Below are 22,217 nucleotides of genomic sequence, written 5' to 3'. Positions count from 1 at the left end.
GCCTTCGCGCCCGCTCGGGGGCATCCCTGCCGACACGAAAGGCCGGGATGACGCGGAGAGGTGTCGACGGGTGGGCTCGTCCGGCCGGCCAACCCTTTGGGGCGGGCCGTCAGTGCCTGCCCATCAGCGTCTCGACATGGGCGGCGACCGACTTCGACAGCCCGATCAGGTCGTAGCCGCCCTCCAAAAGCGACACCACCCGGCCGCCGCAGCGGCGGTCGGCGATCCGCATCACCTCCCGGGTCGCCCAGACGAAATCGGCCTCGGTGAGCTTCAGGTTGGCGAGCGGATCGCGCCAATGGGCGTCGAAGCCTGCCGAGATCACGATCAGGTCGGGCCGGAACGCGTCGAGGCGCGGCAGCACGGCGTGACTGAAGGCCTCGCGGAAGGTGTCGCCGTCGTCGCCGGCATGCAGCGGCACGTTGACGATCGTGTCGTGCTCGCCGCGCTCGGACGCCGCCCCGGTACCGGGAAACAGCGGCATCTGGTGGGTCGAGGCGTACATCACGCTGGCATCGTCCCAGAAGATGTCCTGCGAGCCGTTGCCGTGGTGGACGTCCCAGTCGACCAGCGCCACCCGGGCGGCGCCGTGAGCTTTGCGCGCGTGGCGCGCCGCCACCGCGGCGGTGTTGAACAGGCAGAAGCCCATGGCGCGCTCGCGCTCGGCGTGGTGCCCGGGCGGGCGCATCGCTGCGAACGCGTTGGCGACGTGGCCGCCCATCACCTCGTCGACGGCCCGGACCGCCGCGCCGAGCGCTCTGAGCGCGGCCTCGAGCGAGCCCGGCGACATCACCGTGTCGGAATCGATCCCGACCAGCCCCTCGTCCGGTGCGGCGGCGGCGATCGCCGCGACGTAGTTCTCCGGATGCGCCAGGCCCGCCACCGCGAGGTCGGCGAGCGGCGCCTGCTCGCGCACTAGGGCGGCGAAGCGCTCGTCCTCCAGCACCCGCTCGATCACCCGGATGCGGTCGGCCCGCTCGGGATGGCCCGGCGGCGTGTCGTGGTCGAGGGAGGCCGGATGGCAGAGGTACAGCGTCGTCATCGTGCCCGCTTCAAGCGTTCCCGTCGGGCCCGTCGGGCCCGTCCCCGATCCGCACCGTGGCAGGGCCATGGCCCGGACGCAACACAGGCGCGGCAACTCGCGCGGGAGCGCCATCCCCCGCTTCGCGCGCTAACAGCCACGCTTTACGCTCGAAGGACGACTGATTCGCGGGCTCGTCCCGCCGCCTTGCAAGGTCCCGTCCCGATGCGCCGCCCCCGCTCCGCCCTCGCCCTCGTCCTGACGGGGGCCGTCCTGGCGCTGCCGGGCTGCATGTACAAGGCCACGCCCGATCCCGAATTGTCGGCCAAGGACAAGGAGTGGATGGCGATGGTGCCGGAGCCCGAGGTCGACCGGCGCTTCGCCCGCTACATGATCGAGGACCCGACCGGCGAGGCCCCTGGCACGATCGTGGTCGAGACGAAGGAGCGCCAGCTCTACTACGTCCTGCCCGACCGCAAGGCGATCCGCTACGGCGTGACCGTCGGCGACGAGGCCTATGGCTGGACCGGCGCTGCGCGGATCTTCCGCAAGGCCGCCTGGCCGGACTGGCACCCGCCGGCCGAGATGATCAAGCGCTGGCCCCATGTCCACGCCATGCAGGGCGGCCCCGCAAACCCCCTCGGCGCCCGCGCCCTCTACCTGGCGGACGGCACCGGCAAGGACACGCTCTACCGCATCCACGGCACCAACGAGCCGGAGCGGATCGGCCAGGCGGCGTCGTCGGGCTGCATCCGCATGCGCAACATCGACGTGGTCGACCTCTACAACCGGGTCGGGGCGGACGCGAAGGTGATCGTGCGGTAGGCCGCCTCACTGTCGAGGAGCCCTCCATGTCCCTGACGCAGCGTCTCGTGCCCGCCTACGCGCAGATGCTGCGCGCCCTCTCGGGCTGGCTCGACAAGGCGCGCGCGCAGGACGGCGCGGAGGGGCTGATGTCCCGGCGGCTCGCCCCGGACATGTACCCGCTGGCATCGCAGGTCCGCTTCGCCTGCCTTCAGGCGCAGGAGGCCACCTACCGGCTGCGCGGCGAGCCCGTGCCGCAGGCGCTCGACGACCTCGCCCGCGAGGGGCGGGAGGCCGGCGAGCGGCCGGGCACGCTCGCGGATGCGCAAGACCGCATCGCCGAGGCGCTCGCCCGGCTCGACGCCGTCGCGCCGGACGCGCTCGATGCCGGCGCGTCCGTACCGGTCACTCTCGAGCCCGGTGCCGGCCTGATCTTCGACATGCCGACGGGAGACGGCTACGCGCGGGACTGGGCGCTGCCGCAATTCTACTTCCACCTCGTGACGGCCTACGCGATCCTGCGCCATCACGGCGTGCCGCTCGGCAAGGCCGACTACGTCCCGCACATGTTCGGCTACCTGCGGCCGGGGCCGCCGCCGCAATCCTGATCGTCCGGTAAATCGACGTCGCGCAGCGGCTCCTGACCCGCGTCGACATCGGGAAAGTCTTCGTCGATCGGCTCCAGCGTCGCCAGCAACGCCAGGAGATCCTTCCCGCCCGTGGCAGCGCCTTCGTCCCGCGGGGCGGGCGGCAAGGGCTGTGGAACGTCAGGGTCGGGATCATCCATCGCGGGCCTCCTGATCGGACCTGCTTTACGATTCCGACACCGACTCTCGCAAGCCTTTAGCAACGCCGTCCCGTTGCCAGGCTTTAACCTGAACAGGGATTCAGATCCCGCCGTTAACCTGTCGAAGGCCTCCCGTCCCGCATAGTCCTCCTCACACAGGGACAAGCACCGGCACAACAAAGGCCGGGGAGGCACAGACAGATGATCACCGCTTCGCTGCAACACTTCTGCAACCGTATCATTGCCGCCGGCGCCATCAGCCTGGAGGACGTGCGCGAGCTGAACCGGACGGTGCTGCCCGACGGGCTCACCCACCGCGAGGAGGCCGACATGCTGTTCGGCCTCGACCGGGCGATCCCGCAGGCCGACGCGGCCTTCGGCGAGTGGCTGGTGGCGGCGGTCGTCGATTTCGCCGTGTGGGGCGAGCGCCCGACCGGCCACATCGACGCCGACACCGCGCACTGGCTCGCCGCCTCGCTAGCCTGCGGCCGCGGCCCGACCGCGACGGGTGCCCGCATCGCCGTCGAGGTGGTGCGCGAGGCCGAGACCAACGACCCGGCGCTGATCCGCTTCGCGCTCCAGGCGAACCGGACCCGGGCGGGTGCCGAGGACGCGGTCGAGGAGATCCTGTCCTACGCTGTGGCCGCGTGAGGACGGGCTTCGCCCTTTTGCGCCGCCTGGTGACGGGCTTCGCCCTTCTGTGCCGCGTGAGCGCCGGCCTCGCCCATTCGGCGGAGAACACCCGGCTTTGCGGCGCGCGCGCCATGCTTTAACGGGGGTGAGCTTGGGTGTGACCCACCCCGGCCCGGCTTCCCCTGAAAGGTCGAGTGCGCGCTCCGATGTTCGACAAGATCCTGATCGCCAACCGCGGCGAGATCGCCTGCCGCATCATCAAGACGGCGCGCCGCATGGGGATCAAGACGGTGGCGGTCTATTCCGACGCCGACCGCGACGCGCTCCACGTCGCCATGGCCGACGAGGCGGTGCATATCGGGCCGGCCGCCGCGGCGCAGTCCTATCTCGTCATCGACAAGATCGTGGAGGCCTGCCGGCAGACCGGCGCGCAGGCCGTCCATCCCGGCTACGGCTTCCTGTCCGAGCGCGAGGCCTTTCCCAAGGCGCTTGCAGCCGCCGGCATCGTGTTCATCGGCCCCAATCCGGGTGCCATCGCCGCGATGGGCGACAAGATCGAGTCGAAGAAGGCGGCCTCCGCGGCCCAGGTCTCGACCGTGCCGGGCTTCCTCGGGGTGATCGAGTCTCCCGAGCACGCCGTCACCATCGCCGACGAGATCGGCTACCCCGTGATGATCAAGGCCTCGGCCGGCGGCGGCGGCAAGGGCATGCGCATCGCCCATTCCGCCGACGAGGTGGCGGAAGGGTTCGCCCGCGCCCGCTCGGAGGCCGCCTCGTCCTTCGGCGACGACCGGGTCTTCGTGGAAAAGTTCATCACCGACCCGCGCCACATCGAGATCCAGGTCATCGGCGACAAGCACGGCAACGTCGTCTATCTCGGCGAGCGTGAATGCTCGATCCAGCGCCGGAACCAGAAGGTCATCGAGGAGGCGCCCTCACCGCTCCTCGATGAGGCGACCCGGCGCAAGATGGGCGAGCAGGCGGTCGCTCTGGCGAAAGCCGTGAACTACGATTCCGCCGGCACGGTCGAGTTCGTCGCCGGCCAGGACAAGTCGTTCTACTTCCTCGAGATGAACACCCGGCTCCAGGTCGAGCACCCGGTGACCGAGATGATCACCGGCCTCGACCTCGTCGAGCTGATGATCCGGGTCGCCGCCGGTGAGACGCTGCCGATCACGCAAGGTGACGTCAAGCTCAACGGCTGGGCGGTCGAGAGCCGCGTCTACGCCGAGGACCCGACCCGCAACTTCCTGCCCTCGATCGGCCGGCTCACCACCTACCGGCCGCCGGAGGAGGGGCCGCTCGGGGAAGCGATCGTGCGCAACGACACCGGCGTCGAGGAGGGCAGCGAGATCGCGATCCACTACGACCCGATGATCGCCAAGCTCGTCACCTGGGCGCCGACCCGCGCCGAGGCGATCACCTCCCAGGCCCAGGCCCTCGACGCCTTCGCGATCGACGGCATCCGCCACAACATCCCGTTCCTCGCAGCCTTGATGCACCATCCGCGCTGGCAGGAGGGCCGGCTCTCGACCGGATTCATCGCGGAAGAGTTCCCGAACGGGTTCGAGGCGCCCAAGCCCGCGGGCGAGGCGGCGCGCCGGATGGCGGCGGCGGCGGCCGCGATCGACCACATGCTCAACGATCGCAAGCGCGGCATCTCGGGCCAGATGCGCGAGCCCTACCTGCTGCGCTTCGAGCACGAGCGGGTGGTGATGCTCGGCGACGAGCGGTTCGACGCGATCGTCGAATCGACCAATGACGGGGTCGCGGTCGCCTTCGCCGACGGGATCGAGTGGATGGTCGAGAGCGACTGGCTCCCGGGCGAGCCGGTCTGGACCGGCATGATCGACCGCGAGCCGGCGGCGATCCAGGTCCGCCCCCTCCTCAACGGCGTGTTTCTCCAGCACGCGGGCGCCGCCGCCGAGGCGCGGGTCTACACCAAGCGCGAGGCCGAGCTCGCCGCCCTGATGCCGGTCAAGGAGGTCGGCGGCTCGGGCAAGCAGCTGCTCTGCCCGATGCCGGGCCTCGTGAAGAGCATCATGGTGACGCCGGGCCAGGAGGTGAAGGCGGGCGAGCCGCTGGCGATCGTCGAGGCGATGAAGATGGAGAACGTGCTGCGCGCCGAGCGCGACGGCACCGTCCAGACCATCCAGGCCAAGGAGGGCGACAGCCTGGCGGTCGACGCGGTGATCCTCGAATTCGCCTGAGCCGAGCGGTTCCTTCGTGCCGCTGTACTTCGCCTACGGCTCCAACATGGACCGGGCCGCCATGGCCCGGCGCTGTCCCGCCTCGCGGGTTGTCGGCCTCGCCCGGCTCAACCGCCACCGGCTGGTGATCATGCGGGAGGGCTACGCCTCGGTGGAGCGCAGCCCCTCCGGCACGGTCTGGGGTGTCCTGTGGGATCTCAGCCTCGCCGACGTGCCGGCCCTCGACCGCTACGAGAGTGTGGCGAGCGGGCTCTACGTCAAGGCGCAGCAGCCGGTCTCGACCGAGGGCGGGGTGCGGCGGGCGCTGATCTATCTCGGCCGCGGCAGCGGCGGGGTGCCGCGACCGGGCTACCTGGAAGGCGTGATCGCGGCAGGCCGGGAGAACGGGCTACCGGAGATGTACCTGCGGGGGTTGGCGGCTCTGAAGCGGTGAGGACCCGCGCCGCCTGAACCCTCCCCCCTCTGCGGGGGAGGGTGCCCCACGGAGTGGGGCGGGAGAGGGGACGCCGTTTCCGGAAGTACCTGAACCGTCCTGAAGGGCGCTCTCTAGACCGGCGCCGCAGTCCCCTCTCCCGGCCCCTTGCTGACGCAGGGGCCACCCTCCCCCGCGGAGGGGGGAGGGTTCAGAAGGGCGTCGCCGTTTTCGAAAAGATCACTCCTCCGCGGCGTACCGCCCGTGGCAGTGCTTGTACTTCTTGCCGGAGTTGCAGGGGCACGGCTCGTTGCGGCCGACGCGGCCCCAGGTCGTCGAATCGTCCGGGTTGCGCTCCAGCACCGGCGCATCGGGGCTGAGCGCCTGGCCGGCGAACTCGTAGGCGCCCCCACCCCCGCCGGCCGCGCCCTCGGCGTAGGCGAACTCGTTCTCGCCGGTCACCGGGTCGAGGTGCTGGGCGAACATCGGCGGCAGCCCCTGCGGCTCCGGCTCCTGGTACATGATCTCGACCCGCATCAGCTGGCCGGTGACCTGCTCGCGCAGCGACCCGACGAGGCTGTTGAACAGGTCGAACGCCTCGGACTTGTACTCGTTGAGGGGATCGCGCTGGGCGATGCCGCGCCAGCCGATCACCTGGCGCAGGTGGTCGAGGGTGACGAGGTGCTCGCGCCAGAGGTGGTCGAGGCTCTGGAGCAGGACCTGCTTCTCGACGTAGGCCATAACCTCGGGGGTGTTGCGGGCGGTGCGCTCGGCGTAGGCCTCGTCGGCGGCCTTGCGCAGGCGCTCGCGGATCTCCTCGTCGGCGATGCCCTCTTCCTTGGCCCAATCCTCGACCGGCACGTCGAGGTTGAGGTCGCGGGTGACGCTCTCGCGAAGCCCGGCGATGTCCCACTGCTCCGGATAGGCGTCCTCCGGCACGTGGCGCGCCACCACGTCCTCGATCACGCCCTGGCGCATCTCGTCGACGGTCTCGCGCACGCTCTCCTGCGCCATGAACTCGCGGCGCTGCTCGAACACGACCTTGCGCTGGTCGTTCATGACGTTGTCGTACTTGAGCACGTTCTTGCGCATGTCGAAGTTGCGCGCTTCGACCTTCTGCTGCGCCTTGGCGATCGCCTTGTTGATCCACGGATGGATGATCGCCTCGCCCTCCTCGAGCCCGAGGCGCTGGAGCATGCCGTCCATGCGGTCGGAGCCGAAGATCCGCATCAGGTCGTCCTGAAGCGAGAGGTAGAACTTCGAGCGGCCGGGATCGCCCTGGCGGCCGGAGCGGCCGCGCAGCTGGTTGTCGATGCGCCGGCTCTCGTTGCGCTCGGTGCCGACGATGTAGAGGCCGCCGGGCAGGGCGGTCTTCCGGCCGGCCGCCGGGTCGGCGGGCTCGCCCGAGGCGAGCACGCGGGCGCGGTTCTGCTCGATCTCGGCCTTCAGGGTCGCGATGCGGGCGTCGCGCTCCGGCCCCTCGGGGACGTTGGCGAGCTCCTGTTCGATGCGCATGTCGAGGTTGCCGCCGAGCTTGATGTCGGTGCCGCGGCCGGCCATGTTGGTGGCGATGGTGATCGCGCCCGGCACGCCGGCCTCGGCGACGATGTAGGCCTCCTGCTCGTGGAAGCGGGCGTTCAGCACCGCGAAGCGCTTGGTCACCCGGCCCTCGCGGGCCGCCGCGTAGACGTCCTCCAGCGCCGACGGATCGCTGTAATCGAGCGGCTTGTAGCCGTGCTTGACGAGCAGGCTCGCCAGGTGCTCCGAGCGCTCGATCGAGCCGGTGCCGACCAGCACCGGCTGGAGGCGGGAATGCGCCTTGTCGATCTCCTTGATGATCGCGGCGTATTTCTCGTCGACGGTGCGGTAGACCTCGTCGTCCTCGTCGACGCGCTCGACCTCCTTGTTGGTCGGGATCTCGACCACTTCGAGGTTGTAGATCTCTTGGAACTCGTCGGCCTCGGTCGAGGCCGTACCGGTCATGCCGGCGAGATGCTTGTAGAGCCGGAAGTAGTTCTGGAACGTGATCGAGGCCAGCGTCTGGTTCTCGGGCTGGATCTCGACCCGCTCCTTGGCCTCGAGCGCCTGGTGCAGCCCTTCCGAGTAGCGCCGGCCGGGCATCATGCGGCCGGTGAACTCGTCGATGATCACCACCTCGTCGTTGCGGACGATGTAGTCCTTGTCGCGGGTGAACAGGGTGTGGGCGCGCAAAGCCTGGTTGACGTGGTGGACCAGCGTGACGTTGTGGGCGTCGTAGAGGTCGCCCTCCTTGAGGATGCCGGCCTCGCGCAGCAGCTCCTCGATGTGCTCGTTGCCGGCCTCGGTCAGGGAGACGGTGCGCTGCTTCTCGTCGAGGTCGTAATCCTCGCGCACCAGCCGCGGCATGATCGCGTCGATCGCGGTGTAGAGGTCGGAGCGGTCGTCGATCGGCCCCGAGATGATCAGCGGCGTGCGCGCCTCGTCGATCAGGATCGAGTCGACCTCGTCGACGATCGCGAAGTTGTGGCCGCGCTGGACCATCTGGCCCAGCTCGTACTTCATGTTGTCGCGAAGGTAGTCGAACCCGTACTCGTTGTTGGTGCCGTAGGTGATGTCGCAGGCATAGGCCGCCTTGCGCTCGACGTCGTCGAGGCCGTGGACGATGATGCCGGTGGTCAGCCCCAGGAAGCGGTAGACCCGGCCCATCCACTCGGCGTCGCGGCGGGCAAGGTAGTCGTTGACCGTGACGACGTGGACGCCCTTGCCCGACAGCGCGTTGAGGTAGGTGGCGAGCGTCGCCACCAGGGTCTTGCCCTCGCCGGTCTTCATTTCGGCGATGCCGCTCTCGTGCAGCACCATGCCGCCGATCAACTGCACGTCGAAGTGGCGCTGGCCGAGCACGCGCTTGGCCGCCTCGCGCACGGTGGCGAAGGCCGGGACCAGGATGTCGTCGAGGGTCTTGCCGGCGGCAAGCTCCGCCTTCAGAGCGTCGGTGCGGGCGCGCAGGGCCTCGTCGGACAGGGCCGCCAGCTCGGGCTCGAGGGCGTTGATGGCCTGGACGCGGGGTCGGTATCCCTTCACCCGGCGGTCGTTGGACGACCCGAAGATCTTCTTGGCAAGGGAACCCAGCATCGTGAACCTGCGATCGATCGTAGCGGTAGTGGCGCGCGCCGCGGGCGCCTTATAGGCCCATATAGGGAGCCGTGCACCCAAAAGGCAGCGGGTGCGCCGGCCAACTTGGCCGTGCTGCGAAAGACGGGGGGCGCGGGGCGCCTTCGCCGCTTGATTCCCGCCCCGGCACCGCCCTAGCTGCGGTGCCGACGATACCATAACGGCCGCACGGGCAACGAGGCGGCCGGGGAGGACGACATGACACGTTTGAGCCGGGCCCTCGCCCGCACCACCGCGCTCGCCGCAGGCCTCGCTTTCGCGCTCGCCGCGCAGGCCCAGACGACGGCGCAGAAAGGCGCCTCGGACGGGGTGGTGAAGATCGGCATCCTCAACGACCAGTCCGGCGTCTACGCCGATTTCGGCGGCCGCGGTTCGGTCGAGGCGGCCAAGATGGCGGTCGAGGATTTCGGGGGCAAGGTCCTCGACGTGCCGGTGCAGATCGTCGACGCCGACCACCAGAACAAGCCGGACGTCGCCTCGAACATCGCCCGCCAGTGGTACGACACCGACAAGGTGGACGCGATCATGGAGCTGACCACCTCCTCGGTGGCTCTCGCGGTGCAGGGCCTGTCGAAGGAGAAGCGCAAGATCACCATCGTCGATGGGGCCGCGACCTCCGACCTCACCGGCAAGCAGTGCACGCCGTACGGCTTCCACTGGGCCTACGATACCCACGCCCTGGCAGTGGGTACCGGCGGCTCGCTGGTCGAGACCGGCGGCGACACCTGGTTCTTCCTCACCGCCGACTACGCCTTCGGCACGGCGCTCCAGGCCGACGTCACGCAATACGTCACCCAGAAGGGCGGCAAGGTGGTGGGCGCGGTGCGCCACCCGTTGAGCGCGCAGGACTTCTCGTCGTTCCTGCTCCAGGCGCAAGGGTCGGGCGCCAAGATCATCGGGCTCGCCAATGCCGGGCTCGACACCGCGAACGCGATCAAGCAGGCATCCGAGTTCGGCATCGTCCAGGGCGGCCAGCGCCTCGCCGCGCTGCTGTTCACGCTCGCCGAGGTGCACGGCCTCGGCCTCAAGGCGGCGCAGGGCATCGTGCTGACCGAGGGCTATTACTGGGACCTCGACGACCAGGCGAGGGGCTTTGCCAGGCGCTACATGGCCCGCACCGGCAAGATGCCGAACATGATCCAGGCCGGCACCTATTCCTCGGTCAGCCACTACCTCAAGGCGGTGAAGGCCGCCGGCACCGACGACACCGACGCGGTGGCGGCCAAGATGCGCGAACTGAAGGTCGACGACTTCTTCGGCCGCGGCGGCACGGTGCAGGCCAACGGCCGCATGGTCCACGACATGTACCTGTTCCAGGTCAAGTCGCCGGCCGAGTCGAAGGCGCCTTGGGACTATTACAAGCTGCTGGCGACGATTCCGGGCGACAAGGCGTTCCTGTCGGCCAAGGCGAGCGGGTGCCCGCTGACGCAGTGAGACGAGGCGGCTGCCGGGGCTTCTCGCGATGACGCGGCCCCGGCGGATGCCGGCGGGACCTACGCCGCCCGCACCGTGGCGAGGAAGTGCTTCATCTCCGCCGAGAGCTGCTCGGATTGCCGCGACAGCTCGGAGGCCGCCGTGAGAACCTGGCCGGCGGCCGCGCCGGTCTCCTCCGAGGCCTGCGCGACGCCCGAGATGTTGTCGGTCACCTCGGCCGTCCCCAAAGCCGCCTGGCCGACATTCCGCACGATCTCCTGCGTGGCGATCCCCTGCTGCGCCACCGCCGCCGCGATCGATGTCGCCATCCCGTCGATCTCGCGGATCCGGCCCGTGATCCCGCCGATCGCCGACACCGCCTGATCGGTCGCGCTCTGCGCCTCGCCGATCTGTCGGGTGATGTCCTCGGTCACCTTCGCGGTCTGCTCGGCCAGCGCCTTGACCTCGGCGGCCACCACCGCAAAGCCCCGGCCTGCCGCGCCCGCCCGCGCCGCCTCGATCGTGGCGTTGAGCGCCAGGAGGTTGGTCTGGCTGGCGATCGAGGAGATCAGGCCCACCATGTCGCCGATCTTGCCCGAACTGGACTTCAGGGTCTGCACGAGCACCGTCGTCTGATCCGCATCGGTCACCGCAGACCGGGCGAGTTCGGCCGAGCCGCTCACCTGCCGGCCGATCTCCTGGACCGACGCCCCGAACTCCTCCGCGGCAGCCGCGACCGTGTTGACGTTGGAGCCGGCCTCCTCGGCGGCAGCCGCGACGGTGGCGGACTGGCTGGCGGTCTGGGTCGCGGTTGCGGTCATCGCCTGTGCGGTGGCCTGCAGCGCGGCGGCGGAAGACGACACCCGAGCGACGATGCCGCCGACCGCCTGCTCGAAGCTTTGCGCGATCTGGTCCATCGCCTGCCGGCGGTGATGCTCGCTCTCCTGGCGGGCGGCGTCGTCGCGGGCGAGGTCCTCGAGAGCACGCGAGCGCAACCCGTCGCGAAGGGCGACGACGGCGGAGGCGATCTGCCCGACCTCGTCCCGGCGCCTGGCCCCGGCGATCTCGGCATCGAGCTCGCCGTGGGCGAGACGCTGCATGGACATGGTGAGGCCGCCGAGCGGCCTGGAAACGCTGCGGCCGATCACCACGGCGAGCAGGATGAACAGGAGCGCCGCGGGCGTGAGCTCCAGAGCGAGCTTCGCGACCTTGGCCCAGAGCAGGGCGTCGATGTCATGCAGATGCAGGCCGGCGCTGACGAAGGCGCGCCATTCCGGGATCGCGATCACGTACGACGCCTTTAGCGTCTCGGTCTCCTCTCCGGGCTTCTTCCAATAATATTCGGTGAACCCGGTGCCGGTCGTCGTCGCGATATGGATCATGTTGCGGATGATCGTCGTTCCGAAATGGTCTCTGAGATTGATGTTGTTTTTGCCTTCGAGCTCAGGACGCACGGGATGAACTAAGGTATTTCCATCGAAATCATATAGAAGAAAGTAATTCCCGCCATCAAAGCGTGCGGACTTGAGCACATGAGACAGTCGCGCCCGGGCATCCGCCTCACTGATCTCGCCGGACTTGATGCGACCGACGTAACCATTCACGATCGCGGCTGCGGCCTCGACGCTGTGGCGGATCTCGGCACGCTTCATTTCCAGCATGCTGGTTCGGACCTGCCAGAGGGTGACACCAACCGAACCAATCGCGAAAATCAATCCTAAACCCGCCAGCATGGCAAAGCGATGAGTGATGCGAATATTTCGGAACACGTCAGCCCCCGCCCAATTCTCCATCATTGTTAACGCAGAAATGTTAACGATTGCCTTACGAAAGATCGCAAGCGACGCAACGACAGATGAATAACTGCAACTTTCGATATATGCCGTACAGCTAAATATATAAAATCGAAGATCGAAATTTTTTCGATGCATTGCCGCCTCTGGTGCGGGCTTAGTTTCACAACGCCTGCCATGCTTCCGAATACATCACGGAGCAATGCGGCCCTTGATGGTCGAGCGCTGTCGGACGATGCACGACGCTGCGAGCCAGGGGAGCCCTCTCGTCGAAGGACGGACTCCTTGTCGGAGCGGATACGCGTCGTCCGAGAAAGCTCCTGGCGCAAGGCCGGCCGCCATGGCGTCGGAAGGCTGGCGGCGACCGATACCGCCCATCGAGCGGCGAGAAGGCCCAATCGCAAAGAAGCCTCGCACTGTGCGGGCGAGGCTTCAAAGGTGGTGCAGGCCCGCCTTCCGGAACGATCCGGTGGCCGGGCGACGGGGCCGTCCCGTCGTCCCGGACGGTCGGATCAGACGAAGTGCTGACCGCCGTTGATGGTCAGCGTCGAGCCGGTGATGAAGCCCGCCTGCTCGCCGGCCAGGAACTCGACCGCGCGGGCGATCTCCTCGGCCTCGCCGAGGCGGCCGACCGGGATGTGCGGCAGGATCTTGGCCTTCAGGACCTCGGGGGCGATCGCCTTGACCATCTCGGTGGCGATGTAGCCCGGCGCGATCACGTTGACGGTGACGCCCTTGTTGGCGTTCTCCTGCGCCAGCGCCTTGGCGAAACCGATCACGCCGGCCTTGGCGGCGGAGTAGTTGGTCTGGCCCATCTGGCCCTTCTGGCCGTTGATGGACGAGATCAGGATGATGCGGCCGAAGCCGCGCGAGCGCATGCCGTCGATCAGCGGACGGGTGCAGGTGAACATCGAGTCGAGGTTTGTGCGGATCACCGCCTGCCACTGCTCGAAGGTCATCTTGTGGAACATGCCGTCGCGGGTGATGCCGGCATTGTTGACCAGGATGTCGATCGGGCCGAGCTCGGCCTCCGCCGCGCGGATGCCGGCCTCGCAGGCCGCCGCGTCGCCGACGTCGAACTTGAAGACCGGGATGCCGGTCTCGTCCTTGAACGCCTGCGCGGCCTCGTCGTTGCCGCCGTAATTCGCCGCGACCTTGTAGCCGGCCTCCTTCAGCCCCTTCGAGATCGCAGCGCCGATGCCTCGGGTGCCACCGGTGACCAGTGCGACGCGTTCTGCCATGTGCCGTCTCCTCCTTGAGCGTTCGAGCGATCCGTCCCTCGGCGCGCTTCCCTGGTACTTTACGGAAGGCCGCCGTTCCACAACGAAGGCGGGTGCTGTCCCGCTTCTTCAAGTACTAACTTGCTTGGGGCGGCCGGGAACCCGGCCGCCCCTGATCTATGCGTAATATATCAGAGCGCTCTTACCGCTCGAGGCACATGGCGACGCCCATGCCGCCGCCGATGCACAGGGTGGCGAGGCCCTTTTTGGCGTCGCGGCGCTGCATCTCGTGCAGCAGGGTGACGAGGACGCGGGCGCCCGACGCGCCGATCGGGTGGCCGATGGCGATGGCGCCGCCGTTCACGTTGACCTTCGAATCATCGAAGCCCAGGTCCTTGTTGACCGCGAGGGCCTGGGCCGCGAAGGCCTCGTTGGCCTCGATCAGGTCGAGGTCGGAGGCCTTCCAGCCGGCCTTCTCGAGGGCCTTGCGCGAAGCCGGGATCGGGCCGGTGCCCATGATCTTCGGGTCGACGCCGGCGGTGGCCCAGGAGGCGATGCGGGCGAGCGGCTTCAGGCCGCGCTTCTCGGCCTCGGCCGCCGACATCAGCACCAGGGCGGCGGCGCCGTCGTTGATGCCCGACGCGTTGCCGGCGGTCACCGTGCCGTCCTTCGAGAAGGCGGGCTTCAGCTTGGCCATGCCCTCGGGGGTCGCGCCCTCGCGGATGTACTCGTCGGCGTCCACCACCACGTCGCCCTTGCGGCCGGGCACGGTGACGGGGGCGATCTCGTCCTTGAACCGGCCTTCCTTCTTGGCCGCCTCGGCCTTGTTCTGCGAGCGGGCCGCGAAGCTGTCCTGCTCCTCGCGGGTCAGCTGCCACTGCTGGGCGATGTTCTCGGCGGTGTTGCCCATGTGGTAGCCGTTGAAGGCGTCCATCAGGCCGTCCTTCAGCATCGTGTCGACGAGCTTCAGGTCGCCCATCTTCTGGCCGCCGCGCAGGTACTGGGCGTGCGGGGCCATCGACATCGATTCCTGGCCGCCGGCCACGATGATGTCGGCGTCGCCGTTGGCGATCTGCTGCATGCCGACCGCGACCGTGCGAAGGCCCGAGCCGCAGAGCTGGTTGAGGCCCCAGGCGGTCTTCTCCTGCGGGATGCCGGCGGCCATGGCGGCCTGGCGGGCCGGGTTCTGGCCCTCGCCGGCGGCGAGCACCTGGCCGAAGATCACCTCGTCGACCTCCTCGGGGGAGACCTTGGCCCGCTCCAGCGCCGCCTTGATGGCGACCGCGCCGAGCTTGTGGGCCGGCACGGTGGCGAAGGCCCCGTTGAACGACCCGACCGGGGTGCGGGCGGCACCCACGATGACGATATCTGCCTTCTCAGCCATGCGCCTCTCCTTGACCCTCTCCCAGCGTCACGGGATGCCGGCGGCCCGCGTCCGGCGGCTCTCATCCCGCGTGCTTTGGGGTGGATGAAAGCGTTGCCCTGCGCGAAGTCAAGGCGTGCACCGCGGGTTCCGGCGCTGGCAGCGCGGCCAGTTTGCGTGGACGGCGCGCAGATTGCTATTTTCGCCAGCACACGAAGGCCTTAAGGTCCGATCATGAGAACCGGTGAAAATTCGGCTCGTCCGGCGCCGTCCAGTTCCGGTCGGATTCGTCAGCAGGCTCGGCAAGAGGGAGGCCATGCACCGATGGCGGAGAGCGGCAAGTCGACACCCACCGTCATCAAGAAGTACGCCAACCGGCGTCTCTACCATACGGGCACCTCGACCTACGTCACGCTGGAGGACCTCGCCGCGATGGTGCAGGCCGGCGAGGACTTCGTGGTCTACGACGCCAAGTCGGGCGAGGACATCACCCGCTCGGTGCTGACCCAGATCATCTTCGAGCAGGAGAACAAGGCCGGGGCCGAGAACCTGCTGCCGGTGGCCTTCCTGCGCCAGCTGATCCGCTTCTACGGCGACAGCATGCGGGCGATGGTGCCGAGCTTCCTCGAATACTCGATGGACCATCTCACCCGCGAGCAGGACGGCCTGCGCGAGAAGATGTCCCAGACCTTCGGCCCCACCGCCTTCCAGCACGCCATGGAGGAGCAGGTGCGCGCCAACATGAGCTTCTTCAGCGAGGCGATGCGGATGTTCACGCCGTTCGGCGCCGGCGGGCAGCCCGGTGCCGGCGACAAGCCGGCCGAGACGCCGCCGCCCGCCCCCGCCGCCCCCAAGGGCGAGCTCGACGACATCAAGCGCCAGATGGCCGAGATGCAGAGCCGGCTCGAGGCCCTGGCGAAGAAGTAGCGGGCAAGGAAGCAGCGGAAGGGAACACGGCAGGCGCCTTGCGGCATTGGTCCGTCGCAACCTCGCAGGGCCGCCGCCATGTCCCAGCCCGATACGCCCGTCCCGGACCCGGACGTCCCCGGCCGGGCCCTCGTCCCGATCGGGGCCCCGGAGCCCGCCCGGGCGGTGCCGGCCCGGCCGCTGGCGACCTTCCTGGTCCATCTGATCGACGGGCCGAGCGGAACCCTGCGGCCGTCGCGGAGCGACCGCTCGCGGGTGGCCTCGGCGCGGTACGCGGCGGGCGGCAGTCTGTGATGGCCTGTTTTAATGAGCTGACCGAACGAGGACCCTCCTCGTCATCCCGGGGCTCGACGAAGTCGAGAACCCGGGATCCATGACCGCTGACGGTGCAGTACCCGGCTCGTCGCGTTCCGCTTCATCCCGGATCGTCAGCGGTTATGGATCCCGGGTTCCGCTTTCGCGGCCCCGGGATGACTCGGGGGGTGTGAATTCTGCGGAGCAACTCTGGCAGGTTCTCGCCTGGACCTACCGGATGTCCGTTAAGCCACCACCACTTCCCGCTCCCCCACCGGCGGCACCAGCGCCATCAGCGAGCGCAGGGCCGGGCTCGCCTCGCCCGACCAGACGAGGTGCGTGCGGTTGAACCGCAGGGGGGCCGGCAGCGGGTGGCGCGTCACCGCATGGCTCAGCACCGCGTGGTCCAAAACCTCCGCCGGCACGATCGCCATCCCGGTTCCGGCGGCCACGCAGGCGACGATGGCGTGGTAGGAGCTCATCTCCAGGATCCGCTCCGGCGCGCGGCCCTCCGCGGCGAGCCACTCGAACAGGCGCTGGCGGTAGGAGCAGCCGTGCGGGAAGGCCACCACGGTCCGGGCCATCGCACCCTCGCCCGCGGTGTTGGCGCTGATCAGCACCAGCTCCTCGTCGAAGGCCGGCATCGCGGACAGGGTGCCGTGCTCGAACGGCTCGGAGACGAAGGCCGCCTCGATCTCGTGGCGCTCCAGCTGGCGCAGCATCGCCCGGGTCGTGCCGGTCTGAAGCTCGATCGTCACGTCGGGGTGGCGGGCGTGGAACGCCGACAGGATCGGCGGCAGCCGGGCGCCGGCGGCGCTCTCCAGCGAGCCGAGCCGCAGCGCCCCGCGCACCCCGCCGCCGCGCAATTCCCGCTCGGCGAGGTCGGCCAGCTGCAACAGCTTCTCGGCGTGGCCGAGCAGCGTGCGGCCGGCCTCGGTGAGGGCGAGCGTGCGGCCCTCGCGGCGAAACAGGGCGACGCCGAGCCGTTCTTCGAACTGCTTGATCCGGGTGGTGACGTTCGACGGCACCCGATTCAGCAGGCTCGCCGCCCGCGTCACCCCGCCCTCGCGCACCACGGCACGGAAGATGTCCAGGTCGTCGAGATCCATCGTTCTCATGAAAAGAACGATGGATCAGAAAAATTCATTTTTCAAGACAAGGCCGCGGGTGTCTGATCGCCCGCATGAGCACCACGGACCTTCCTCTCGCCTGCCGCCCGGCAACCCGTGAACGGCCGCACCCGGCCAACGGCCCGGTCGTCGCCGGCGGCATCCTCGCCCTCGCGGTCGCCATGGGCATCGGCCGCTTCGCCTTCACGCCGCTCCTGCCCCTGATGCTGCGCGACGGCGCTCTGACCGGCACCGCCGGCGCCGAATGGGCTGCGGCGAACTACGCCGGATACCTCGTCGGGGCGCTGACGGCGGCGTGGTTCTCCGGCGATCCCGGCCGGGGCCTGCGCCTGAGCCTCGCCGGCGTGGCGCTGACGACGCTCGCGATGGCGTGGTCCGGCAGCCCGGCGCCGATCCTTTTTGGCGCGTCGTTGCGGGCGGCCGCCGGGGTGTTCAGCGCCTGGGCGCTCGTCTGCGCCAGCGGCTGGTGCCTCGCCGAACTCGCCCGGCGGCGGGCGCCGGGGCTCGGAGCCTGGATCTATACCGGCGTCGGCCTCGGCATCGCGCTCGCCGGCCTCCTCGCCTGGCTCGGCGGGCGCCAGCCGGCGGCCCGGCTGTGGCTCGAACTCGGGGCCGTGGCGGCCTTCGGCGCGCTCGCGGTCGGCTTCCTGTCGCGCGGGCGGGGCGCAGAGCCGCCCGGCCCGACGGAGCGCGAGGCTGCGGCGACCGCCCGGGGAGGCGGGCAGGGGGCGCTCGTCCTGTGCTACGGCGCCTTCGGCTTCGGCTACATCGTGCCGGCGACGTTCCTGCCGGCGATGGCGCGGGAGCTGGCGCCCGACCCGCTGGACTTCGGCCTCGCCTGGCCGCTCTTCGGCCTCGCCGCCGTGGTCTCGGTCGCGGTCGCGGCCCGCGCGCTGGCGGGGGTGCCGCGCCGGCGGCTCTGGGCGGCGGCGCAGGGGATCATGGCGCTCGGCACCGCGCTGCCGCTCGTCGTCCACGCCCTCTGGGCGGTGGCGGCCTCGGCGCTTCTGGTCGGCGGCACCTTCATGATCGCCACCATGGCGGGGCTGCAACTCGCCCGCGAGGCGCGGCCCGACGCGCCGACGCCGCTGCTCGCCCGGATGACCGCCGCCTTCGCGGCCGGGCAGATCCTCGGCCCGCTCCTGGTCCGCGCTCTCGGGCCCGGCCGCTGGGGGCTCGACGCCCTCGACCTCACCGGCGCGCTCGCGACGCTGCTGCTGGTGCTCACCGCCCTGTGGCTGTGGCGGTCCGGCCGCGCCCCGTCCTGAGCAGGCTGGCCTGAAAACGAGAACGGCGCCCGCGAGGGGCGCCGTCATCCCGTGCCGGGTCATCGGCGGCGCTTCACGCGCCGCCACGCCGGATCACGCGTCGGACTTGACCTTCAGCACCTGGCGACCGCGGTACATGCCGGTCTTCAGGTCGATGTGGTGCGGGCGGCGCAGCTCGCCGGAATCCTTGTCCTCGACGTAGGTCGGGGCCTTGAGGGCGTCGGCGGAACGGCGCATGCCGCGCCGCGACGGAGAGGTCTTTCGCTTCGGAACGGCCATTGAAACTACTTCCCGTGCAACAAAACAGGCGCGAGGCCGCCCCGGGCGGAGCCGCCGCGCGCGTCGCGAACCTGTTCGGAGCGGGGTCTATAGAGGAGACGCGCCGCCCTGGCTAGGGGACTCGCTCCAGAAAAACCGGCGCTTGCGGCAGGTATCCCGGCAGATATCCATTAAGCCGCCGTTCAACCGGGAAGGCCGCATGATGGCCCTGCGGCTCGGGAAGCCGAAGCCCGACCCCGAGCGCGGCACGATCGGAGCGTCCCGATGACCCGTCTCCCCCGCCTGACCCGTGTGCTGGCCGTCGCCGCCCTGCTCGGCGCCGGCCCCGCCCTCGCCCAGACCCCTGCGCCCTCGACCACCCCCACGACCCGGCCGGCCCCGACCGTCCCTTCGCCCACGGTGCCGGCGGCCCCGAAGGCCCCCGAGGCCCCGAAGGCCGCGCCCGCCGGCAAGCCCGCCCTCATCGACCTCAACAGCGCCTCGAAGGAGGAGCTGGAGACCCTGTCGGGCATCGGCGCCGCGCGCTCCGAGGCGATCATCAAGGGGCGGCCGTATCGCGGCAAGGACGAGCTCCTGTCGAAGAAGATCGTCCCGTCGAACGTCTACGACGGCATCAAGGACAAGGTCATCGCCCGCCAGAAGTCCTGACGCCGGCATCCTTGCCGGCTCAGGGGAGGGGTGGTAGGCGCCGGGGAGCCTTCTTCAAGTCTCCCCGGAACACGCCTCCCATGCCCCACCGCCTGCACCGCGGCGACCTGCCCGACGACTACGTGCCGGGCCCGGCCATCGCGGTCGACACCGAGACCCTCGGCCTCCAGCCGCACCGCGACCGGCTCTGCGTGGTGCAGATCTCCCGCGGCGACGGCGAGGCCGACCTGGTGCAGATCCCGCGGACCGGCCCCGAGCCGGTGGTGCTCAAGCGGGTGCTCGCCGATCCGGCGGTGACCAAGATCTTTCATTACGCCCGCTTCGACCTCGCGGTGCTCTACCATCGGCTGGGCGTGATGCCGGGCCCGGTCTACTGCACCAAGATCGCCTCGCGGCTCGCCCGCACCTACACCGACCGGCACGGCCTAAAGGACCTGGTGCGCGAGCTGATCGGCCTCGATCTGTCGAAGCAGCAGCAATCCTCGGATTGGGGCGCCGACACCCTGACCCAGGCGCAGATCGACTACGCGGCCTCCGACGTGCTCCACCTCCACGCCCTGCGCGCGCGGCTCGACGCGATGCTGGCGCGCGAGGAGCGCGGCGCACTCGCCCAGGCCTGCTTCGACTTCCTGCCGACCCGAGCCCGCCTCGACCTGCTCGAATGGGACGAGGCGGACATCTTCGCCCATAGCTGAGGCGTCACGCCCGGGCGACGATCGCGAGACGAAGCGTCGCCGTTCTGTTAACCTGCCGGCCATAACTTCGACACCGGGCCGGAGCATGGGGGTACCAGAGTCCCGTGCATTCCGCGCCGGACCTCGGCAGATGCGGGTGGCCACGACCTTGCTGCAAGCTTCCTCGCTCGACGCGGTTCCTGCCGCAGCCGGTCCGGGCCTCGACCCCCGGCGCCTGCATGCCCATGCGCGGGCGCGCCGCCACAGCGCCCAGGTGCGCTGGCTGCGGCGTGCGATCCCCCTCGGAGCGGGGGCGGCGGGGCTGGCCATCGTGGTCGGCACCTGGCTCAACCCCTTCGCCGATCTCGGCGTCTCGGTCAGCCTCGGCTCGATCGGCGTCTCGGGCTCGAAGGTGACGATGGAGAGCCCGCGCCTCTCGGGGTATCGCTCGAAGGACAACCGTCCCTACGTGGTCACCGCCAAGGCGGCGCTCCAGGACGTGCGCAAGCCCTTCGTGATCGAGTTGCAGAACATGCTCGGCCGCCTCACCACCGACGAATCGGGGGGGCTCGCCCATATCGAGGCGACGGCCGGGATCTTCGACACCCAGAAGGAGGCGCTGGAGCTGAGCCAGCACATCCGCCTGTGGACCGACAAGGGCCAGGAGGCGCGGCTGACCTCGGCCCATGTCGACTTCAAGGCCGGCGCGATGTCCTCGCGCGAGCCCGTCACCGTCACGATGCCGACCGGCTCGATCAAGGCCGACGGGCTGGAGGTGACCGAGAGCGGCAAGACCATCTCGTTCGTCGGCAACGTCAAGGCGGTCTTCACCAGCCACGCCCCACAAGATTCCTCGGACGAGGCGCCGCCGCTGCGGACCACCGAGGCCCAGATCAAGGACGATTGAGCCCGTGCGTCCCCGTCTCCCGGCCCTCGCGGCGCTCGCCTGCCTCACCCTCGCCCTGCCCTCCGTCCCGCGGGCCGAGACCCCCGCCGCGCCGGCGGCCAAGAAGAAGGAGGCCGGCTCCGGCTTCGGCGCCTTCGGCAGCGGCGGCGGCAAGGAGCCGATCAAGATCGACGCCGACCGTCTCGACGTGTTCGACCGCGAGAACAAGGCGATCTTCGCCGGCAACGTCGTGGCGGTGCAGGGCGAGAGCACGATCCGCTGCTCCAGCATGACCGTGCACTACCAGCGCAAGGAGAAGGACCCGAAGAGCAAGGGGGCCGACGGCAAGGCGGCCGAGGCGAAGCCCGACGCCAAGGCCTCCATCGCCCAGCCGGCTGACGCGAGACCCGTCGAGAAGGCCGTGAAGGTCGAGGCGAAGCCCGAGCCCAAGGTGGAGAAAGCCGAGAAATCGTCCGATCCCACCGACGGCAGCGCGATCCGCCAGGTGGTCTGCGCCGGCCCGGTCACGGTGGTGTCGAAGGACCAGGTGGCGAGCGGCGACAACGCGGTGTTCGACCGGGTGGCGAACCGGGTCGTGCTCACCGGCAACGTGGTCCTGAGCCAGTGCCAGAACGTCACCCGCGGCTCGCGCCTCGTCTACGACATGAATACCGGCCGGGCGAACATGGACCCGGTCGCGGGCGGGCGCGTGTCGGCGATGTTCGTGCCGGGCGGCAAGGACGACAATGCCAAGGGCAAGCAGGCGGGCTGCGCGCAGCCGGCCGGGCAGGCGGGCAAGGCGGCGCCGAAGCCGAGGGGATAGGCGGGAGAGTTGAGGGCGATCGGTCTGCGGCGGGCCCGGAGGCTCTGAAGCCGATCTGCTCGACAGCGCGAATGACGGCTGAAGGTGCAGGCTGTGTGAAAACTCAGGTTCGCTCCGAATTTGTAGAAAAATCTTCTAAGCTTCCGCCATTTGAGCATCCTGGTAGGCAGCCTGAACGGCGGCAGGATGCCCGAAGCGGTGCGGCCGAGGATGCGTGTGGGGGGATCCTTCTACGAACTCGGGCTTTTTCACACAGCCTCGGTTGGAACCGGCCGCATGATACGATTTCCGGAAGATTCCTTCCGGAAATCGTATCACCAGCCCGCGCGGCGCCTGAGCGAAGCCGATTTCCGCATTGCGAAGCAATCAATCGGAAATCGTATGAGGCACCCGTCAGGGTCGAACAGGCATGCCCAGCCGACCATCTTGGCCGTACGGAAAACACTTGGTTTCCGTACGGCTAAGCCTGACATGCCGAATAC

Annotated in this window: 21 protein-coding genes; 13 read left to right on the top strand and 8 right to left on the bottom strand. The window is 69.4% G+C overall.

Going from position 1 to position 22,217, the window contains the following annotated elements; all coding sequences use genetic code 11:
- Nucleotides 1–109: 109 nt before the first annotated feature.
- Entirely contained in the window at nucleotides 110–1,042 is a 933-nt protein-coding gene (locus tag ACS5PV_RS20415) for a histone deacetylase family protein (protein WP_455397175.1), read from the bottom strand.
- Nucleotides 1,043–1,246: 204 nt separating this feature from the next.
- Between ACS5PV_RS20415 and ACS5PV_RS20410 the strand changes: the two genes are divergently transcribed.
- Complete coding sequence (locus tag ACS5PV_RS20410; protein ID WP_455397174.1) at nucleotides 1,247–1,846, top strand: L,D-transpeptidase; 600 nt, start codon at nucleotides 1,247–1,249, stop codon at nucleotides 1,844–1,846.
- A 26-nt stretch (nucleotides 1,847–1,872) separates the two neighbouring features.
- On the top strand, nucleotides 1,873–2,433 hold the full coding sequence (locus tag ACS5PV_RS20405) for a DUF1993 domain-containing protein (protein WP_455397173.1): 561 nt from the start codon (nucleotides 1,873–1,875) through the stop codon (nucleotides 2,431–2,433).
- Here the strand turns inward: ACS5PV_RS20405 and ACS5PV_RS20400 are convergent.
- The gene (locus ACS5PV_RS20400) at nucleotides 2,400–2,612 is read right to left on the bottom strand and encodes a hypothetical protein (protein WP_455397172.1); all 213 of its coding nucleotides are present in this window, start codon (nucleotides 2,610–2,612) and stop codon (nucleotides 2,400–2,402) included. The genes ACS5PV_RS20405 and ACS5PV_RS20400 overlap by 34 nt on opposite strands.
- Before the next feature lie 201 nt (nucleotides 2,613–2,813).
- Here ACS5PV_RS20400 and ACS5PV_RS20395 point away from each other — a divergent pair, with 201 nt between their 5' ends.
- The 3 genes from ACS5PV_RS20395 (at nucleotide 2,814) to ACS5PV_RS20385 (ending at nucleotide 5,888) form a co-directional block, all read left to right on the top strand.
- The gene (locus ACS5PV_RS20395; RefSeq protein WP_455397171.1) at nucleotides 2,814–3,263 is read left to right on the top strand and encodes a hypothetical protein; all 450 of its coding nucleotides are present in this window, start codon (nucleotides 2,814–2,816) and stop codon (nucleotides 3,261–3,263) included.
- Between the two features lie 188 nt (nucleotides 3,264–3,451).
- Nucleotides 3,452–5,455 (top strand): acetyl-CoA carboxylase biotin carboxylase subunit, encoded by a 2,004-nt coding sequence (locus ACS5PV_RS20390; protein ID WP_455397170.1) that lies wholly within the window; start codon nucleotides 3,452–3,454, stop codon nucleotides 5,453–5,455.
- Nucleotides 5,456–5,471: 16 nt separating this feature from the next.
- Nucleotides 5,472–5,888 (top strand): gamma-glutamylcyclotransferase family protein, encoded by a 417-nt coding sequence (locus ACS5PV_RS20385; RefSeq protein WP_455397169.1) that lies wholly within the window; start codon nucleotides 5,472–5,474, stop codon nucleotides 5,886–5,888.
- Nucleotides 5,889–6,107: 219 nt separating this feature from the next.
- Here ACS5PV_RS20385 and secA read toward each other — a convergent pair whose 3' ends face one another.
- Nucleotides 6,108–8,978, bottom strand: coding sequence for a preprotein translocase subunit SecA (secA, locus tag ACS5PV_RS20380; RefSeq protein ID WP_455397168.1), 2,871 nt, complete (start codon nucleotides 8,976–8,978; stop codon nucleotides 6,108–6,110).
- A 237-nt stretch (nucleotides 8,979–9,215) separates the two neighbouring features.
- Between secA and ACS5PV_RS20375 the strand changes: the two genes are divergently transcribed.
- Entirely contained in the window at nucleotides 9,216–10,451 is a 1,236-nt protein-coding gene (locus tag ACS5PV_RS20375; protein ID WP_455397167.1) for an ABC transporter substrate-binding protein, read from the top strand.
- Between the two features lie 59 nt (nucleotides 10,452–10,510).
- Here ACS5PV_RS20375 and ACS5PV_RS20370 read toward each other — a convergent pair whose 3' ends face one another.
- From ACS5PV_RS20370 to ACS5PV_RS20360, 3 genes are all read right to left on the bottom strand, one after another.
- Nucleotides 10,511–12,199, bottom strand: coding sequence for a methyl-accepting chemotaxis protein (locus ACS5PV_RS20370; RefSeq protein ID WP_455397166.1), 1,689 nt, complete (start codon nucleotides 12,197–12,199; stop codon nucleotides 10,511–10,513).
- Nucleotides 12,200–12,735: 536 nt separating this feature from the next.
- Complete coding sequence (gene phbB / locus ACS5PV_RS20365; protein ID WP_455397165.1) at nucleotides 12,736–13,464, bottom strand: acetoacetyl-CoA reductase; 729 nt, start codon at nucleotides 13,462–13,464, stop codon at nucleotides 12,736–12,738.
- A gap of 181 nt (nucleotides 13,465–13,645) precedes the next feature.
- Nucleotides 13,646–14,827: an acetyl-CoA C-acetyltransferase gene (locus tag ACS5PV_RS20360; RefSeq protein ID WP_109960903.1), complete on the bottom strand. Its 1,182-nt coding sequence runs from the start codon at nucleotides 14,825–14,827 to the stop codon at nucleotides 13,646–13,648.
- A gap of 303 nt (nucleotides 14,828–15,130) precedes the next feature.
- Between ACS5PV_RS20360 and phaR the strand changes: the two genes are divergently transcribed.
- On the top strand, nucleotides 15,131–15,733 hold the full coding sequence (gene phaR, locus ACS5PV_RS20355; RefSeq protein WP_455397164.1) for a polyhydroxyalkanoate synthesis repressor PhaR: 603 nt from the start codon (nucleotides 15,131–15,133) through the stop codon (nucleotides 15,731–15,733).
- Between the two features lie 78 nt (nucleotides 15,734–15,811).
- On the top strand, nucleotides 15,812–16,027 hold the full coding sequence (locus ACS5PV_RS20350; protein WP_455397163.1) for a hypothetical protein: 216 nt from the start codon (nucleotides 15,812–15,814) through the stop codon (nucleotides 16,025–16,027).
- 245 nt (nucleotides 16,028–16,272) lie between these two features.
- Here ACS5PV_RS20350 and ACS5PV_RS20345 read toward each other — a convergent pair whose 3' ends face one another.
- On the bottom strand, nucleotides 16,273–17,136 hold the full coding sequence (locus ACS5PV_RS20345) for a LysR substrate-binding domain-containing protein (RefSeq protein WP_455397162.1): 864 nt from the start codon (nucleotides 17,134–17,136) through the stop codon (nucleotides 16,273–16,275).
- 74 nt (nucleotides 17,137–17,210) lie between these two features.
- Here ACS5PV_RS20345 and ACS5PV_RS20340 point away from each other — a divergent pair, with 74 nt between their 5' ends.
- Nucleotides 17,211–18,425 carry a YbfB/YjiJ family MFS transporter gene (locus ACS5PV_RS20340; RefSeq protein ID WP_455397161.1) on the top strand — a complete coding sequence of 405 codons (1,215 nt, stop codon included), beginning with the start codon at nucleotides 17,211–17,213 and terminating at the stop codon, nucleotides 18,423–18,425.
- Nucleotides 18,426–18,518: 93 nt separating this feature from the next.
- On the opposite strand, the gene rpmF is transcribed toward ACS5PV_RS20340, so the two are convergent.
- Nucleotides 18,519–18,704: a 50S ribosomal protein L32 gene (gene rpmF / locus ACS5PV_RS20335; RefSeq protein ID WP_048425702.1), complete on the bottom strand. Its 186-nt coding sequence runs from the start codon at nucleotides 18,702–18,704 to the stop codon at nucleotides 18,519–18,521.
- 264 nt (nucleotides 18,705–18,968) lie between these two features.
- On the opposite strand from rpmF, the gene ACS5PV_RS20330 reads away from it, so the two are divergent.
- From ACS5PV_RS20330 to ACS5PV_RS20315, 4 genes are all read left to right on the top strand, one after another.
- Entirely contained in the window at nucleotides 18,969–19,352 is a 384-nt protein-coding gene (locus tag ACS5PV_RS20330) for a ComEA family DNA-binding protein (protein ID WP_455397160.1), read from the top strand.
- An 80-nt stretch (nucleotides 19,353–19,432) separates the two neighbouring features.
- Nucleotides 19,433–20,047 carry a ribonuclease D gene (locus ACS5PV_RS20325; protein WP_455397159.1) on the top strand — a complete coding sequence of 205 codons (615 nt, stop codon included), beginning with the start codon at nucleotides 19,433–19,435 and terminating at the stop codon, nucleotides 20,045–20,047.
- Nucleotides 20,048–20,177: 130 nt separating this feature from the next.
- Nucleotides 20,178–20,933, top strand: coding sequence for an LPS export ABC transporter periplasmic protein LptC (gene lptC, locus ACS5PV_RS20320; RefSeq protein WP_455397158.1), 756 nt, complete (start codon nucleotides 20,178–20,180; stop codon nucleotides 20,931–20,933).
- Between the two features lie 4 nt (nucleotides 20,934–20,937).
- Nucleotides 20,938–21,735, top strand: coding sequence for an LptA/OstA family protein (locus tag ACS5PV_RS20315; protein ID WP_455397157.1), 798 nt, complete (start codon nucleotides 20,938–20,940; stop codon nucleotides 21,733–21,735).
- The last annotated feature ends 482 nt before the right edge of the window (nucleotides 21,736–22,217 follow it).

Source organism: Methylobacterium sp. Gmos1 (assembly GCF_053764715.1).
This window is presented reverse-complemented; position numbering and strand designations above follow the sequence as displayed.